This is a genomic window from Corynebacterium tuscaniense DNF00037 (assembly GCF_000759055.1).
GTDB classification, from domain to species: domain Bacteria; phylum Actinomycetota; class Actinomycetes; order Mycobacteriales; family Mycobacteriaceae; genus Corynebacterium; species Corynebacterium tuscaniense.
Map to the genome: position 1 here is coordinate 1 of NZ_JRNG01000011.1, position 14857 is coordinate 14857.

Here is a 14857-nt window from a genome sequence, read left to right on the forward strand (position 1 = left end):
GAACGGCACACCGGGCAGTCCGCATTCCCCCAGAAGAAAACCCGCCCACCTTCACCAGGTGAACGGGAATCGAAATGCAACTATCACGTAGTTGCTTACTTGCCGAGCTTACGACGCTGAACACGCGTACGGCGCAGCATCTTGCGGTGCTTCTTCTTGGACATGCGCTTGCGGCGCTTCTTAATCACTGAACCCATGGGTTTCCTCGCTTCTCTTTGTACGTACAGTTCCCGCCGGATCTGGACCCAAGTGGTGTCGGCTTGACCTTGACTTGGTGCGCACGGGGTGCACTCCCAACGCGCGGGCCGAACATCCGGCACGAATGGGTTCTGAGTTTACCGCCGGTGGCGTTCAATCCCAAAAGTAAAGTCACCGTAAATCCTGTTCGTTCCAATTCTGTAGGCTCCCAACCATGAAGATTGGGATCATCGGGGCGGGCATTTCCGGTCTTGCGCTGGGCGCTTCTCTCCACCGCAGCGGGCTGGATGTACACATTTATGAGAAATATTCGCAGGTACGCGGTGGCGGCGCTGGTATCACTCTGGCGCCGAATGGGCTTGCCGCCCTCGATGCTTTAGGGGTTGGCGCTGGGTTCCGCGCGCTTCAGGTGGGCCAACGATCACTGCGAGGCGGTGTGCGAAATCCTCGGGGAGAGTGGCTGTCTCATATTTCCGCGGAGATTACCAGTACTTCGCTAGCGCTTGAACGTGCCGAGCTGCATGCGCTTCTTCTAGATCAGATTCCTGCTGAGATCATCCACACGTCTTCCGAGGCGTTAACCGTCGATGCTCAATCTGGTGTTGTTGGTTTTAAAGATGGCACTGAGGTTCAGTTCGACATTGTTGTCGGAGCTGATGGTATTCACAGCGCGGTTCGGCGCAATTGTTTTGACGATCCTGGGGTCAGGTACGCGGGATACAACGCATGGCGCGCACTTGCCGACGCCCCCTCGCTCGACGCCGGTTTCGAAACGTGGGGCACACGGGCCCGTTTTGGGGCTGTTCCCCTCCACAATGGGCGTGCCTACTGGTTTGCGGTTCTCTCTGGGCCCGAGGCTTCGCCCAACGAAGCTGATCTCAGCGAATTGATGGATGTTTTCAGCCTTTGGCATCACCCCATTCCCGCTTTGCTTGATTCGACCCCAGAAGCGTCGATTCAATATCTGCCTATCCAAGAAATAGCCACACCACTGTCGACGTATCACACCGGCAAAGTCGTGCTCATCGGAGACGCAGCTCATGCGATGACACCAAACCTTGGACAAGGCGCTTGCCAGGGACTTGAAGACGCCGCTGTTCTTGCCGCACTGCTGCAACTGGGCAGCATGGATTTCACCTTGTACGACAACCATCGGCGCCATAGGAGCCAGAAGATTGCGCGCCAATCCAGACTTGTGGGACGCAGCGTTCATACGGGTGGCGCACGGCTAGCCTCGGTCCGCAACTGGATCCTGAAACATATACCCGATGCGGTGACAAATGCCCAAGCCCACACAGTGACAAACTGGACAATGCCAACCCTGTGATCGGTGTGAAAGGTCTAAGCGGGAGCAACAGTGAAAGGGCCAGCCGAAGCTGACCCTTTCACTATCCAGGGGCCGTGCCCTCTGGCGCGAACTATCCGACGTCGGTGCTGACGTCGTAGACCGAGGAGTCCAAGTATTCGGAGACCGCTTGCTCGTTCACACGGAACGAACGACCAACCCGAACTGCCGGCAGCTCACCAGAGTGAACTAGGCGGTACACCGTCATCTTGGATACGCGCATAATCTCCGCGACCTCAGCGACGGTCAGGAACTTACCCTTATCTTCATTTGCCATATGCGTAGTTAACCTCCAGCATCTGTGCGCGCTGTAGGCTTCCCCTCCCACAGAATGAACACGCACGTGCTTAAAAGAGCTTAGCGTGAACCCAGTGTCACATGCGACTCAAAAGCAAGAAAAGATTCACACTATTCACACAATTCCCACTATCCCCTCGAAGGACATTTCGGTGCTTCCGTTTCATTCCAGCTGGTAGAAAGCACCTTTCTGTGGGAAGGCGAAGCGTTTTCTCACGCAGGAGAAATTTTTGGGACTACCCCCTCGGTGTACCCGATTTCTGGTGGTTCCCTCTGCCCGCGGCCCCTCTGTCTAGTCCCCCAACTCGGCTGCGCGGGAAGCAGCGGCCTGCGTCGCACGGTAGAACGCGCCACGGATACCGGATTCCTCCAACTCACGGATCGCCTGCACAGTAGTACCTGCCGGGGAGCACACACCAGCGCGCAGGTCTACAGGTGATGTGCCGGAATGGGCCAGCATCACGCCGGCACCTTCAGCCGTGGAATTAGCCAGCAGCGTGGCGGTGTCGCGGGGAAGGCCCATGGCCACGCCGGCGTCGATAAGCGCCTCGGCGATGAGGAAGAAGTACGCGGGGCCGGAACCTGAAATCGTCGAAGCGGCGTCGATAAGCTTCTCCGGCACGACGGCGACCTTGCCCGCGGCAGCCAGCAGATCAGTGACCAATTCTTGCTGGTCCTCATCAACATATTTGCCAAACGCGACGACGCAGACGCCTTTACCTACTTGCATCGGGGTGTTCGGCATGACACGCACGATGGGAGTCCCCGCGCTATGGGATGCCTCCGTCATCGTCTCCAACGTCACCCCCGCCGCCATGGACACAACCACCGTCGGGGTATCCGATGCTGCGATCGGCTCTGAGAGCTCCTCAATCACCGTGGTGATGTCATATGGCTTCACACAGAGGAAGCACACATCAACATCCGTGACAGCCTCAATATTGTCTTCGGTGGTGTTGATCCCATACCGGCTCGCCAGATCTTCACGACGCTCCGCTGTGCGGTTCGTAGCGGTGATAGTTTCCGGGTCGATCCCCGAATTCACCAGCCCAGAAATCAGGGCCTCGCCGATATTGCCTGCACCGATAACTGCGATGTTAGTCATGCGCACCAGCGTGCCACAGTGCACGCAAGTCAGCGATATTTTCCTGCATGAGGACCGTTTAGCCAGCGGTTATTTAGAAAACAGTGACCAGACTCGGACCGAAGGTCATGGCAAGGCCTGCCAAAGCAGCCAGCACCAGCGTGAAGCCATCACGGCCTGTCTTCATACGGCGCACAGCCAGCACAACACCTGCTGTCACAACAACTGCGAGCACGCTCACCAGAATCGCGTTGAAGTTCTCCCACAGCGCCTGGAAGCCCAGGAACACGAGCACACCAATCAGTAGGCCACCGAAGACCATGAGGACGAGCATGACGGGGTTGATTGAAGCGTCTGCCTCAAGGTCTGTGCCCCCAAAGTCCTCAAAGTCGTGCTCATCATGGACATTTTTATCGGGGAACTCGTCGAAATCAGCCTCAAGTTCATCCACGTGGTCACGCTTCGCGACCACAGCTTCTTTCACCTCAGGCTTAGGCTGTCCGGTCAGGGCTGCTTGTGCCGGCATTGCACGCACGACGGGAATAACACTGGTTTCATCTTCATCGGTGGCCGGCTCCTTCCCTGCCACCTCGACCTTGCGCACAGGCACAGAACTCGGCGCAGCTGAGGCTTCTGGAGTCTTCTCCACTACTTCGGGCTTAGCGGCCTCAGTCTCGGCCACTGGTTTGGTAGACGTGGAAGGCTCATTCAGCTTCGCGGCCTCAGTTGTCTCGGGCGGCTCTACCTTGACTACCTTGACCTTCGGCTTCTCAGGTTCTACCTTTGGCTCAGCAGGTTTAATCTGCTCAGCAGGTTTAATCTGCTCGGCAGGTTTCGCAGGCTCTGGGGCCTTGGGGGGCTGAGGTGCAGAACGCTGGGGGTTTTCAGCGTCGATGGGAATGCTAGAGTGCTTAGGCTCAGCGGGGCGGGCATCAACGGCTGGCAGTGAGCCGGTGAGTTCTGCGACGGAGATGCCGCCTTCCTCGAGGCTGCGACGGCGACGGCGCCGAGGCTGGATGTCCGGGTTTTCTTTTTGTACCCGGGCCATCAACTCGGCAACGGTAAGTTGCTTTTCAGCCAATTGAGCGTCTCCTTCTTGCTTCTATCCCTTGTCAATCTGCCGGAGAATCACGCCTTCACGTAATGCCCACGGACAGATTTCTAGCTTCTCTATCTTAAGTGCTCGCATCGCTGCTTCCGCGACCAGCGCGCCGGCAACAATCTGATGAGATCGGTCAGGACTCACACCTTCAAGCTCCGCACGGTCGGCCGCCGTCATCCGGGTAATAAAAGCGATGAGCTGGCGCAAACCCGGTGCTGTCAGCGTACGCTTCACATACGGTCCTGCCGATGAGGGCGCCGCACCGGTGAGTCGCGCGAGGGTGCGGAAGGTCTTGGAGGTGCCCACCGCCAGGCCGGCTTCGCCGTGAGCGAGGAACTCGTCAGCGACTATAGCAAGTTCCGCATCAATAAAATCACGCAGGGTGTTTACGGTCCGCTTCGATGGTGGATCGGAGTCGAACCACTCGTGGGTCAATCGGCCAGCACCTAAGTCAAGGGAGCGGGCAATGTCTGGTTCCTCGTCGCTACCGGTGCTCAGTTCCAATGAGCCACCACCGATATCCAGGTTGGTAATTCGGCCAGCGGACCAGCCGTACCAGCGGCGCACAGCCAAAAACGTCAGACGGGCTTCATCCGTCCCGGAAAGGACATCAAGCTTCACACCTGTTTCATTCTCAATGTGCTGCAGGACCTCATCCGCATTCGTCGCAGAACGCACCGCGGAGGTAGCAAATGCCAGGAATTCCTGGCATTTTAGGTTTCCGGCGAGGTCGGCGGCTTCCCGGACTGCGTCGGTAAGTTTCCTTACGCCTTTTTCCTCGATCGCGCCCTTCTTATCGAGCAATTCAACCAGCCGCAAAGACTGCTTCCAATCACTCATGGGGGTTGGGTGGCCACCACTGACGGCATCCACCGCTACGAGGTGAACAGTGTTGCTTCCCACGTCCAATACACCTAGTCGCACGCGTTCCACAGTAGACCGTCTACCGTGGTCAAGTGTGAACCAACGTGTGTTTCTGGGCTTCCCAAAAAATTCGCCCGCGGGAAAATCAATTCGGGCCGGCCACGAGCTGCCACCGGACTTTCCGCGCGAATGGTTCGAATTCACCCACCCGGATGACCCGCTGCACTACTTCAGCATTGATCTGACCTGGTTAGAGTCCACATGGTCGTGTCGTTTTGGCACCCCAGCGTGTCGCGGGATTTCGAAGGATCTTCCCGTGGTGGGGTGCTGTATTCACGGCGCGTATTTGTCAGATGAGACAGACCGGGATGATCTGTACAACGCTGTTGCGGAAATGCCCGCGAAGTACTGGCAGCTCCGCCCCGACAGTGTGGATAGTTACCTCGCCGCCGGCGACCCCGTTGAGCTTGAGCCGTGGCTCGAGTGGGACGACGATGAAGAAGAACCCGCACTCAAGACCACGCTTGTCGACGGCGCGTGTATCTTTGCCAACCGCCACGGCCACGACACCGGCGCTGGTTGTGCCCTGCACCAATGGGCGATGGCGGAAGGACGCAACATCATTGGTTCTAAACCAGAAGTGTGCTGGCAAGTTCCGTTTTCGCGTGAGGACGAGTGGCAGGAACGCAGTGACGGCCAGGAGATCCTGCGCACCACTATCGGTGAATATGACCGCCGTCAGTGGGGCAACGGCGGTGAGGACTTTGATTGGTGGTGCACCAATGACCCGGCATGCCATGGCGGGCCGAACGCAGAACCGGTGTGGAAATCAATGAAGGCGGAGCTGACGCAGTTGATTGGGGAGGGGCCGTACGCGATCGTCGAAAAGCATTGTGCTGCACGTGCTGCACTCCCAGCGGACGCGAAAGCGGTGCACCCAGCGACGCGCTCCGCAGCAGACTCCTGATACCCCTAATATCTTGATGCCCCTAATAGGGGCATCAAGCCTCGAACTTGTACCCCAAACCACGAACCGTGATGAGCTGCTCAGGGCGCGAAGGTTCCTTCTCAATCTTCGTGCGCAGACGCTTCACATGCACGTCCAGTGTCTTCGTGTCACCGACATAATCCGAACCCCAGATCCTGTCGATGAGCTGGCCTCGAGTGAGAACGCGCCCAGCGTTACGCATGAGGTACTCGAGCAAATCAAATTCCTTCAAAGGCATGGCCACCGGCTGATCCTCAACGAAGACGGTGTGACGCTCCACGTCAAGGCGGACACGACCGCCCACCAGAACGTCACCGCTCTCCGCTTCCTGCGCGGTCTCGGCCGCACCGTTGCCGCGGCGCAACACCGCACGAATACGCGCGATGAGCTCGCGGGTGGAATACGGCTTGGTCACGTAATCATCGGCGCCAAGCTCCAAGCCCACCACCTTGTCAATTTCTGAATCACGCGCCGTCACCATAATGATGGGCACCTCCGACGTGGCACGCAGCTTCTTGCACACATCCGTTCCAGACATTCCCGGAAGCATGAGGTCAAGCAACACCAGATCAATCTGCTTCTGCTCGAATTTCTTCAACGCCGTCGGCCCGTCCACCGCAATAACGGCTTCAAACCCCTCCTTCTTCAGAAGGTACGCCAGCGGATCCGCCAGTGATTCCTCGTCCTCGACAATCAGGATGGTCGATGTCATCGATTCTTCCTACCTCTGCTTCACAGGTGCAGCTGATGTTTACTTATCTGGGTTTTCTTGTTCTATCTGTTCAATTTCTTCCGGCACCACCGCTGATGCCATAGAGTCAGGAGCGAAAACCGGAAGCTCAATCGTGAACGTCGAGCCTGTACCCAAGCGCGACCACACCTTGATATTACCGCCGTGATTAGCCACCACATGTTTCACGATGGCCAACCCCAAACCAGTACCACCCGTCTGACGCGACCGGGCCTTGTCCACGCGGAAGAAGCGCTCAAACACCCGCTTCTGATCTTCCGGAGCAATGCCAATCCCACGGTCCGTGACGCGGATGAGCACCACTGAATCACGCACAAGTTTGTGCGTCACGCTCACAGGCTGACCTCTCGGCGAATAATTAATCGCATTTGTAATCAAATTGGCTAACGCCGTGGTCAACAGCGACTTATCCCCCAGCACAAACGTGTCATCCCGTTCACCCCGAGTCAGCTCAATGTCGTGATTCTCCGCGGCGATGAGATTGCGCTCAATCGCCGCATCAATCAGATCATCTACCCGCACCGGAGACATTTCCGGTAAAGCCTCCGCCCCCTGCAGCTTGGACAGGTTAATCAAATCCGTGATCATCGCGCCCATCCGGTGCGCCTCACTGAGCAGCTTGCCACCGAAGTACTTCACCATCTCCGGATCATCCGGATCCTCCAGCAGCGCCTCCGCTAGCAAAGACATACCGCCCACAGGGGTCTTCAGCTCGTGCGACACATTTGCAACAAAGTCCCGGCGCGCTGATTCCATCCGGACATTCTCTGACTCATCCGCCGCGTAGACGATGATGTAAGAATCCTCGGCCAGTGACATTGGTTGGACCACTGCGCGGACATTGTTCACCCGGCTCCCCGTCGAACGGTGCCGCATATTCAGGTCCAACACCCGCGCATCCCGGTCCGCGAAGACTTGTTGGCCGACCTCCCACACCTGTGGGTTGAGGGTCCGGTCATGCACAATGGACATCTCGTGTGCCCTGGCATTAGACAGAATCACGTCACCATTCCGCCCCACCACAGTCACACCTGTCGGCGAGCTTTGAATAACCAAGTGGAGGATCTGGCTAACAGTGCGCACTCGGTTCTCATCGGGCCCAGGGGCAGCACGACGAGGCCCTCGCCGTTCATTGAAGAGCTTCACTCCATAAGCGGCGAGGGCAACAACGAGGCCTCCAGCAAGGAAGGCAACAACCGTGTTCACCAGGACAAACAGGCTTTATTTGTTGCCCTGGTTCGCAACAGCAGCAGCACCGGCAGCTGCTGCCTCCGGGTCAAGGTAGGTGCCACCGGGGTTCAGCACCTTGCCCTTGCCATCAATCTCATACACAAGCGGCATACCGGTTGGAATATTCAGCCCCGCGATGTCTTCATCGGAGATGTTGTCCAGGTACTTCACCAATGCACGCAGGGAATTGCCATGGGCTGCGACCATGACCGTCTTGCCATCAAGCACCTGTGGGAGGATCACGTCGATGTAGTAGGGCAGGAAACGCTCCACAACGTCCTTCAGACACTCCGTGCGCGGGACCTCCGGCAGGAATGCGTATCGCGGATCATTCGTCTGCGCGTACTGGTCATCCAGATCAATCTCCGGCGGCGGGGTGTCGTAGGAGCGGCGCCACGACATGAACTGTTCCTCCCCGAACTTGTCGCGGATCTCAGCCTTGTTCAAACCTTGGAGCTTGCCGTAATGGCGCTCATTCAAACGCCAGTTGCGCACAACCGGAATCCAGTGGCGGTCAGCCGCGTTCAAGGAAATATTGGCGGTGCGGATGGCGCGACGCAAAAGCGAAGTGAACACGATGTCCGGGAGGACACCTTTCTCAGCCATCAGCTTGCCGGCGTTGATGGCTTCCTGCACACCTTTATCCGTCAAATCCACATCCACCCAGCCGGTGAACTGGTTAGACTCATTCCACTTACTTTGTCCGTGACGAACGAGGACTAGCTTTCCGTTACTCATACCGTCAAGCATGCCAAAACATCGGCTTCTCCGCCGGTGGAACGGGGTTCCACTACCGAAATGGGGTAGTGCAAAAACTCATCGGGACCTTTATTCCCCGGATGTCCCCCTTGTGGTCTAGATTGTCTGGTGTGAATTTGCGTCGTTTTGCCTCCCCCGCCGTTGTTTTCTCCGTCCTGTGTAGCCTCATTCCCGCCACCCAGGTCCCTACTGCCGCTGCCGCGCCAACGAGTGATCAAGGAGCAGTGACTAGCCCCGCCATTGCTGCTCCCGGTGCCCCGATGCGTCTGCGCCCCTACGACGCAACGGCCCCGTTTGGCCCCGGCAATGCTTCTTTTAAGGAGATCACCGGACTTGACGTGCACCCTCACATGCTCGCTCGCGTGTGCAGCCAGGGGCCCGTGGGCACTGTGACGCTTCCGGATGGCACAACGCAGCGCATCATGGTCTCCGCCGGTCACTGCCTCGCCGCTGAGGACATCAGCGGCATGTTCATGGGTAGTACCGTCGACGCGCCCGTGCGTGGAGGTTACAAAAAAATCGGCGCTATCGACCTTGTGCACACCAACGGTCTGCCCAGCGGATACGACACGCTCGGCCAGTCCGCACAGAAAGCTTTGCGCGCGGAAGACTGGGGCATTGTGGTGCTTGACGACGGTGCTGCGGCCGACGGCTCCGCCTCCTCCCGCGATCAGTTCAACCGTGGCCCCAGCACTCCCGTCACTTTGACTGGTGTGCGCACGTACCGTTCTCTTGCGCCGGGTGAGATTGCCCTGGATAACTTTGCGCAGCCGATGTGCAAGGACGGCTCTACGAAGGGCCGCACCTGCGGTGTCCAGTTGTTCTACACAGCCAACAACGTGTGGTCCCTGAACCTGGGCTACGGCACTGGTGATTCCGGCGGTGTGAACTACGATCCGAACACCGGGCAGATCATCGGCGTAACCTCGCTCGGCTTTGGCCCATTGGGTACTGCGCAGCGCGCCGACCGTGCGATTGAATCCGCCTATGCACTGCCCGCCGGAACGGTGAATGACCACTTCACGCCTGCTGCGCCGAATGCAAACCGCGCTGACTTCGTGTCCATCAAGGAAGAGGAAGCTGAGTTCAACCAGTACTTCGCTGAGCACAACCCGGACGTTCCCCCGGAGATGATTGCGCAACCGACGCCACGCGAGCAGTTCGATCAAGCAGTAGCTAGCGCGACCGCTGATGCCGGCGTGATCGCTAGGGACCTGCGCGACTTCGCTGTCCTGGGTACCGTCGCTGCTATTGCAGGCGTGCCACATGAACAGATCGCTGATGCCGGCAACACCCTCGCCAACGCCGTGGGCAACTATGCCGGGGCTCACATCAACAACATTGTGAACACCGGCATCTACGCCGCGTTCGATGAACTCGGATACTAATTCCCGCCTTTAATTGCCCACTGCACGCCGTCGCGGAGTGGGCTCAAATCCTTCTACAGCCTCGCCGTACACCTGGAAAAGTGCCGCCGCGGAGGCAGCCCAACTGAACTGTGCTGCGCGTTCGACGGCGGCTTCGGCCATGGTGATGCGCCCAGTGTCGTCGATAAGCAACTGCTCTAAAGCATCAGCCCAATCAACCGGGTCATGGCCGTCCACCAGCACACCGGTTTCCCCGTCTGACACCGCGAGAGGCAAGCCACCCGCACGTGCAGCCACGACTGGGGTGCCTGTCGCCTGCGCCTCAATGGCAACAAGCCCGAATGACTCGTTGTAGCTCGGCACCGCGACGACGTCCGCCGCCTGATAGATCTGCACGAGTTCCTCCGGCGGACGCGGCCCGAGAAAACGAATCTTACGGCCCACACCAAGCTTATGGGCCATCGCGCGGTAATAACCCACGGAAACATCCGAACCGGACGCACCACCGCAAATGATGGCGCGCACATTGCTATCCGGGTCCCGCTCCAGCAGCTCCGCAACCGCACGAATGAGCACCTGCGGCCCCTTGAATTCCTGGAGTCGCCCAACGAAAGCAATCACCTTGCTGTCCAGCGGAATGCCCAGATGACGGCGCGCTACCTCCGTGTTCCGGTTCGTGCCCGGTGTGAACATCCGCGTATCCGCACCTGGAGTGACAACGCGGATGCGGGCAGGGTCCGCGTCATAATGCCGACCCAACTGCGTGATCTCATCGGGCGTATTCACCACCAGAACTTCGGCGTTATCGACCAACTGCTGCTCACAAATACGCCGTGCTTCTGTCTCCGGCGAATCCGCATCATCCGCCGACCCCACACCCAGGCGGGCTGCGTTCTTCACCGCGGCCCACGTGTGTCCAGTGTGGATCAGTGGTACGCGAACAAGGTCCCGCAACAGCCACCCCACCTGACCAGACAACCAGTAGTGGGAATGAAAGAGGTCATACTCCAGTCCCTCTTCTCGTGTGAATTGCACGATTCCACCAGCAAAAGCCGCTAGCTGAGTAGGCAGTTCCTCTTTGGCCAGCCCTTCATACGGGCCCGCCACAATGTTGATCACGCGCAGGTTCTCACACACCTGCACCACATCCCCCTGGCTTGGCCGAGTGGCACGGGTATACACATCCACTTTCACACCGGTAGCGGCAAGTTCACGCGCGATATTCAGCACATAAACGTTCATACCGCCAGCATCACCGGACCCTGGCTGTTCAAGTGGGGACGTGTGCATGGACAACATGGCTACGCGCATGGTCCCCCAGCCTAGCCATCATTCACCACATGTGAATGTATGCTCACCGCGCATGCTTGTGCCACTGGCGGAAATCCGCAGCCAGCGTGGCAGCCAACTCCTTGTAGGCGCGCAACGTGCGCGGGTTCATTCGAGCCACATCAACAACCGACCCCTCGGCCAAATGCGAGTCATACGGAATAACGTGCACAGCCCGAGTGCGGGCAGCAAAATGCCCCACCACTCTATCCATACACACCGGCACCTTGGGGGACTGGGCCGACACAACCACCACAGCGTTCGCCGCCAGCCGGTCGTAGCCATGCAAACTCAACCAATCCAACGTGGCCGCCGCCGATTGCGCTCCATCCAAGGCTGGTGAGGTCACCAACACCAACATGTTTGCCAAATCCAGTACACCCGCCATGGCCGAGTGCATCAGTCCCGTCCCACAATCCGTGAGGATAAGGTTGTAGTGGTGCTGCAAAATATCCACCGCATGCCGGTAATCCTCCTCACTGAAAGCTTCCGACACCGCCGGGTCACGCTCACTGCCAATCACATCCAAGCGCGTAGACCCCTGCGTTGTGAAGGCCCGCACTTGCCCATATCGCTCCGTGTCAGGTGCACTCAACAAATCCCGGATAGTCGCATCACCCGCCGCGTCCGCCGCCACGCGCTGCGCGAGGGTGCCAAAATCCGGGTTCGCATCAATAGCGATCACGCGATCCCCACGCATTTCAGCCAACACAGACCCCAACGCCACCGTTGTCGTTGTTTTGCCGACGCCACCCTTCAACGACATCACCGCAATCCGGTAATCGCCCCGCAGTGGGGTGCGAATCTTCTCCGTTAACGCATCTTCTTCCTGCTCACGCTGAGAAGGCCCCGGATTCACCCGCCCCGCCGTTAACTCGTACACAAGCTTGCGCCAGCCAGACTTCGGGTGAGTTTTTGCAGGATTGACCACAACCCTACCGTCCAGCTTCCGTGGCCCCTCGACCCCTGAATTTGGTGCATGAATCACAGGCTCCGCTGGTTGCGCTAGTTTAGCTGGCTGCGGTGCTTTCCCTGGTCGTGGCGTTTTCGCTAGGTCCGCTAATTGTGAGGGTTTCCCCGGTTGGGCCAGTCGTGGCGCTTTCCCTGGTTTTGTTGGCTGAGGGGGTTTCGCCGGTCGCGTTAGACGTGGTGCTTTCGCTGGTTCTTCTCGTAGTGAGGATTTCCCCGATTGGGCTAACCGTGGCGCTTTCTCTGATTGCGTTAATTTCGGCGCTTGCGCTACCTTCGGCGATTCCACTGTTCGGGGGGATTGCGTCGGCTGTGCTGGTCGCGCTGATTGCGGGCGTGGAGCAGTCTGCGCCCCACGCGGGGACTCGACCTCTGGAACCCACTCCCCTAATCCGTTATGGGCAAACCGCCTATACGACCCTTGATCGCTCGGATCAGCAGTCCGATCACGGTTCTTGCGTTGAAAATGGTCGTGCGAGTGCGTCACGGGAAAATCACTCCTAGGAGATGCGCGGCGCCCTCTACAGCCCGCTGTGGCCCATCATCCTAGCGCGTGGGTGTTACACGCACAACAGACGAAGGTTGCGTGATTTAAATTACATATTTGGCCCCATAGCTTGCAGATCACATATATACTCCACGGAAGTAAATCAATCCATAACAAATGTGGAGGGCAGACAATAATGTCGGCATTCGAAGAAAAAGCCTGGCTATCCAGCTACGCAGAGTGGACACCGCCGGAGGTAGAACTCGGCGATGACACCATCTTGGATATTTACGACGAAACGTTGGCCAAGAAATCCCACAAGAGCGCTCTGTACTTCTTCGGCAAAACCACCACCTACGCCGAGCTTGACCGTCAGATTCGCAGCTGTGCCGCTGGCCTCCAGGCCTTTGGTGTCCGCCCAGGCGACCGCGTCGCACTGGTCATGCCGAACTGTCCACAGTTTGTTATCTCCTTCATCGCTGTATTGAAGCTGGGCGCATCCGCTGTTGCACACAACCCGCTTTACACCGAACACGAGCTGCGCGGCCAGTTCCAAGATCATGGCGCACGTGTGGCCATCATGTGGGACAAGGCAGCCGGAAACCTTGCTGGCCTGCGCAAGGACACCCCACTGGAAACCATCGTCTCCGTGGACATGACCAAAGCCATGCCAAAATACATGGAGCTCGCCCTCAAGTACGTTCCGGTAAAGAAGCTGCGCGAATCCCGCAACAAGCTATCCGGCCCGGCACCAGACACCATCGCATTTGAGATGCTGCTGTCCTCCGCCATTGGTGGCGAAGGGCATGATCTTGCTCGCCCGGACATTGACCAAGACACCACTGCCGTGATCCTGTACACCTCCGGCACCACCGGTGAGCCAAAGGGCGCACAGATTACCCACGGCAACTTCAACCACCAGATGAAGGCCGGTAAGGCGTGGGTGAAGGACCTGGGCAGCACGGACGAGAAGATCTTCGCCGTCCTGCCGCTCTTCCACGTCTATGGCCTCGCCCTCAACCTCGGCTTGGGCATCATGGTCGGCGGCGAAATCATCCTGCTGCCGGCACCAGAGCCCGACCTCATCCAGGATGCAATGAAGAAGAACCCGCCCACCTGGATGCCGGGCGTGCCCACCCTGTACCAGCGCATCAGCCAGTCCGCCATCAAAAACGGCACCACGCTAGACAGCATCCGCAACTCCTTCTCCGGTGCTTCCACCCTGCCAGTTTCCACTGTTGAGGCATGGGAGAAAGTCACTGGCGGAAACCTTGTGGAGGGCTACGGCCTGACCGAGACCTCACCGATTGTGACTGCGAACCCCATGGACGGCAACCGCCGCCCCGGCTACATCGGCATCCCGTTCCCAAACACCCTCGTGCGCATTGTCAACCCCGACAATCCAACCGAACTCATGCCGGACGGCGAACCTGGTGAGCTCGTGGTCAAGGGACCACAGGTGATGAAAGGCTATCTGAACAAGCCGGAGGCCACTGAGAAGGCTTTTGTGGACGGCTACTTCCGCACCGGCGACATGGGCGTCATGGAAGAGGACGGCTGGCTCCGCCTGGTCTCCCGCATCAAGGAGATGATCATCACCGGCGGCTTCAACGTCTACCCGGATGAGGTGGAAAACGTCATGCGTGAACACCGTGACATCGAAGACATCGCCGTCGTAGGCCGCCCGCGCGATGATGGCTCCGAGGATGTTGTTGCCTGTATCACCCTCGCCGAAGGTGCAGCCCTCGACCCGAAGGGCCTGCAGGACTACGCACGTAAGCGCCTCACCGCATACAAGGTGCCGCGCACCTTCTACCACTTCGAGGAACTCAACCGCGACATGACTGGCAAGATCCGCCGCCGTGAGGTGCAGGAATCCCTGATCAACCGCCTCAACGCCGGAACTGCAGCTGACGGAGAGAACGCTGCGGGCACCCCGGAGGAACCCACTGAGGAGCAGATTGAGAAGGGTAAGCAGAACAACTAGCTCCTAGTTCTGCCCCACTGAGCCTCTTCCCGTTCACACGCTGCGGGAAGGGGCTCTGTCTTCGTTGGCTGTGACACTGGTTTGACTATGTCACCGTGCG

14 protein-coding genes are annotated in these 14857 nt (G+C 58.5%); 4 read left to right on the forward strand and 10 right to left on the reverse strand.

All coding sequences use genetic code 11. The annotated features are described in order from the left end of the window. Positions 1 to 95 precede the first annotated feature (95 nt). A complete protein-coding gene (locus tag HMPREF2129_RS10795) occupies positions 96 to 197 on the reverse strand; it encodes a 30S ribosomal protein bS22 (RefSeq protein WP_003855542.1) in 102 nt (33 codons plus the stop codon). Between the two features lie 215 nt (positions 198 to 412). On the opposite strand from HMPREF2129_RS10795, the gene HMPREF2129_RS03145 reads away from it, so the two are divergent. Beyond that, positions 413 to 1525 carry an FAD-dependent monooxygenase gene (locus tag HMPREF2129_RS03145; RefSeq protein WP_034663058.1) on the forward strand — a complete coding sequence of 371 codons (1113 nt, stop codon included), beginning with the start codon at positions 413 to 415 and terminating at the stop codon, positions 1523 to 1525. 91 nt (positions 1526 to 1616) lie between these two features. Here HMPREF2129_RS03145 and HMPREF2129_RS03150 read toward each other — a convergent pair whose 3' ends face one another. The 4 genes from HMPREF2129_RS03150 to HMPREF2129_RS03165 all read right to left on the reverse strand — a co-directional run bounded on the left by HMPREF2129_RS03150 (position 1617) and on the right by HMPREF2129_RS03165 (position 4950). Beyond that, positions 1617 to 1820: a helix-turn-helix domain-containing protein gene (locus HMPREF2129_RS03150; RefSeq protein ID WP_034663060.1), complete on the reverse strand. Its 204-nt coding sequence runs from the start codon at positions 1818 to 1820 to the stop codon at positions 1617 to 1619. 312 nt (positions 1821 to 2132) lie between these two features. After that, positions 2133 to 2945: a pyrroline-5-carboxylate reductase gene (gene proC, locus HMPREF2129_RS03155; RefSeq protein WP_034663163.1), complete on the reverse strand. Its 813-nt coding sequence runs from the start codon at positions 2943 to 2945 to the stop codon at positions 2133 to 2135. A 73-nt stretch (positions 2946 to 3018) separates the two neighbouring features. Then, positions 3019 to 4005 carry a hypothetical protein gene (locus HMPREF2129_RS10965; RefSeq protein WP_034663063.1) on the reverse strand — a complete coding sequence of 329 codons (987 nt, stop codon included), beginning with the start codon at positions 4003 to 4005 and terminating at the stop codon, positions 3019 to 3021. A gap of 21 nt (positions 4006 to 4026) precedes the next feature. Then, positions 4027 to 4950, reverse strand: a complete 924-nt coding sequence (locus HMPREF2129_RS03165) for a Ppx/GppA phosphatase family protein (protein WP_034663165.1) — start codon at positions 4948 to 4950, stop codon at positions 4027 to 4029. A gap of 34 nt (positions 4951 to 4984) precedes the next feature. Between HMPREF2129_RS03165 and HMPREF2129_RS03170 the strand changes: the two genes are divergently transcribed. Beyond that, positions 4985 to 5857 (forward strand): hypothetical protein, encoded by an 873-nt coding sequence (locus tag HMPREF2129_RS03170; protein WP_034663065.1) that lies wholly within the window; start codon positions 4985 to 4987, stop codon positions 5855 to 5857. A gap of 34 nt (positions 5858 to 5891) precedes the next feature. On the opposite strand, the gene HMPREF2129_RS03175 is transcribed toward HMPREF2129_RS03170, so the two are convergent. The 3 genes from HMPREF2129_RS03175 to HMPREF2129_RS03185 are packed head-to-tail and all read right to left on the reverse strand — an operon-like array spanning position 5892 to position 8597. Next, a complete protein-coding gene (locus tag HMPREF2129_RS03175) occupies positions 5892 to 6590 on the reverse strand; it encodes a response regulator transcription factor (RefSeq protein ID WP_034663067.1) in 699 nt (232 codons plus the stop codon). 39 nt (positions 6591 to 6629) lie between these two features. Next, a complete protein-coding gene (locus HMPREF2129_RS03180; RefSeq protein ID WP_052092614.1) occupies positions 6630 to 7835 on the reverse strand; it encodes a sensor histidine kinase in 1206 nt (401 codons plus the stop codon). Positions 7836 to 7850: 15 nt separating this feature from the next. Beyond that, a complete protein-coding gene (locus HMPREF2129_RS03185) occupies positions 7851 to 8597 on the reverse strand; it encodes a phosphoglyceromutase (protein WP_034663167.1) in 747 nt (248 codons plus the stop codon). A 131-nt stretch (positions 8598 to 8728) separates the two neighbouring features. Here HMPREF2129_RS03185 and HMPREF2129_RS03190 point away from each other — a divergent pair, with 131 nt between their 5' ends. Continuing rightward, positions 8729 to 10006, forward strand: coding sequence for a chymotrypsin family serine protease (locus HMPREF2129_RS03190; RefSeq protein WP_156959226.1), 1278 nt, complete (start codon positions 8729 to 8731; stop codon positions 10004 to 10006). A 9-nt stretch (positions 10007 to 10015) separates the two neighbouring features. Here the strand turns inward: HMPREF2129_RS03190 and mshA are convergent, their stop codons facing one another. Together mshA and HMPREF2129_RS03200 are read right to left on the reverse strand one after the other, a co-directional pair. Further along, complete coding sequence (mshA, locus tag HMPREF2129_RS03195) at positions 10016 to 11296, reverse strand: D-inositol-3-phosphate glycosyltransferase (protein ID WP_034663069.1); 1281 nt, start codon at positions 11294 to 11296, stop codon at positions 10016 to 10018. A gap of 43 nt (positions 11297 to 11339) precedes the next feature. Next, positions 11340 to 12245: a MinD/ParA family ATP-binding protein gene (locus tag HMPREF2129_RS03200; RefSeq protein WP_332248690.1), complete on the reverse strand. Its 906-nt coding sequence runs from the start codon at positions 12243 to 12245 to the stop codon at positions 11340 to 11342. Positions 12246 to 12966: 721 nt separating this feature from the next. On the opposite strand from HMPREF2129_RS03200, the gene HMPREF2129_RS03210 reads away from it, so the two are divergent. Beyond that, positions 12967 to 14757: a long-chain-fatty-acid--CoA ligase gene (locus HMPREF2129_RS03210; protein ID WP_084576492.1), complete on the forward strand. Its 1791-nt coding sequence runs from the start codon at positions 12967 to 12969 to the stop codon at positions 14755 to 14757. The last annotated feature ends 100 nt before the right edge of the window (positions 14758 to 14857 follow it).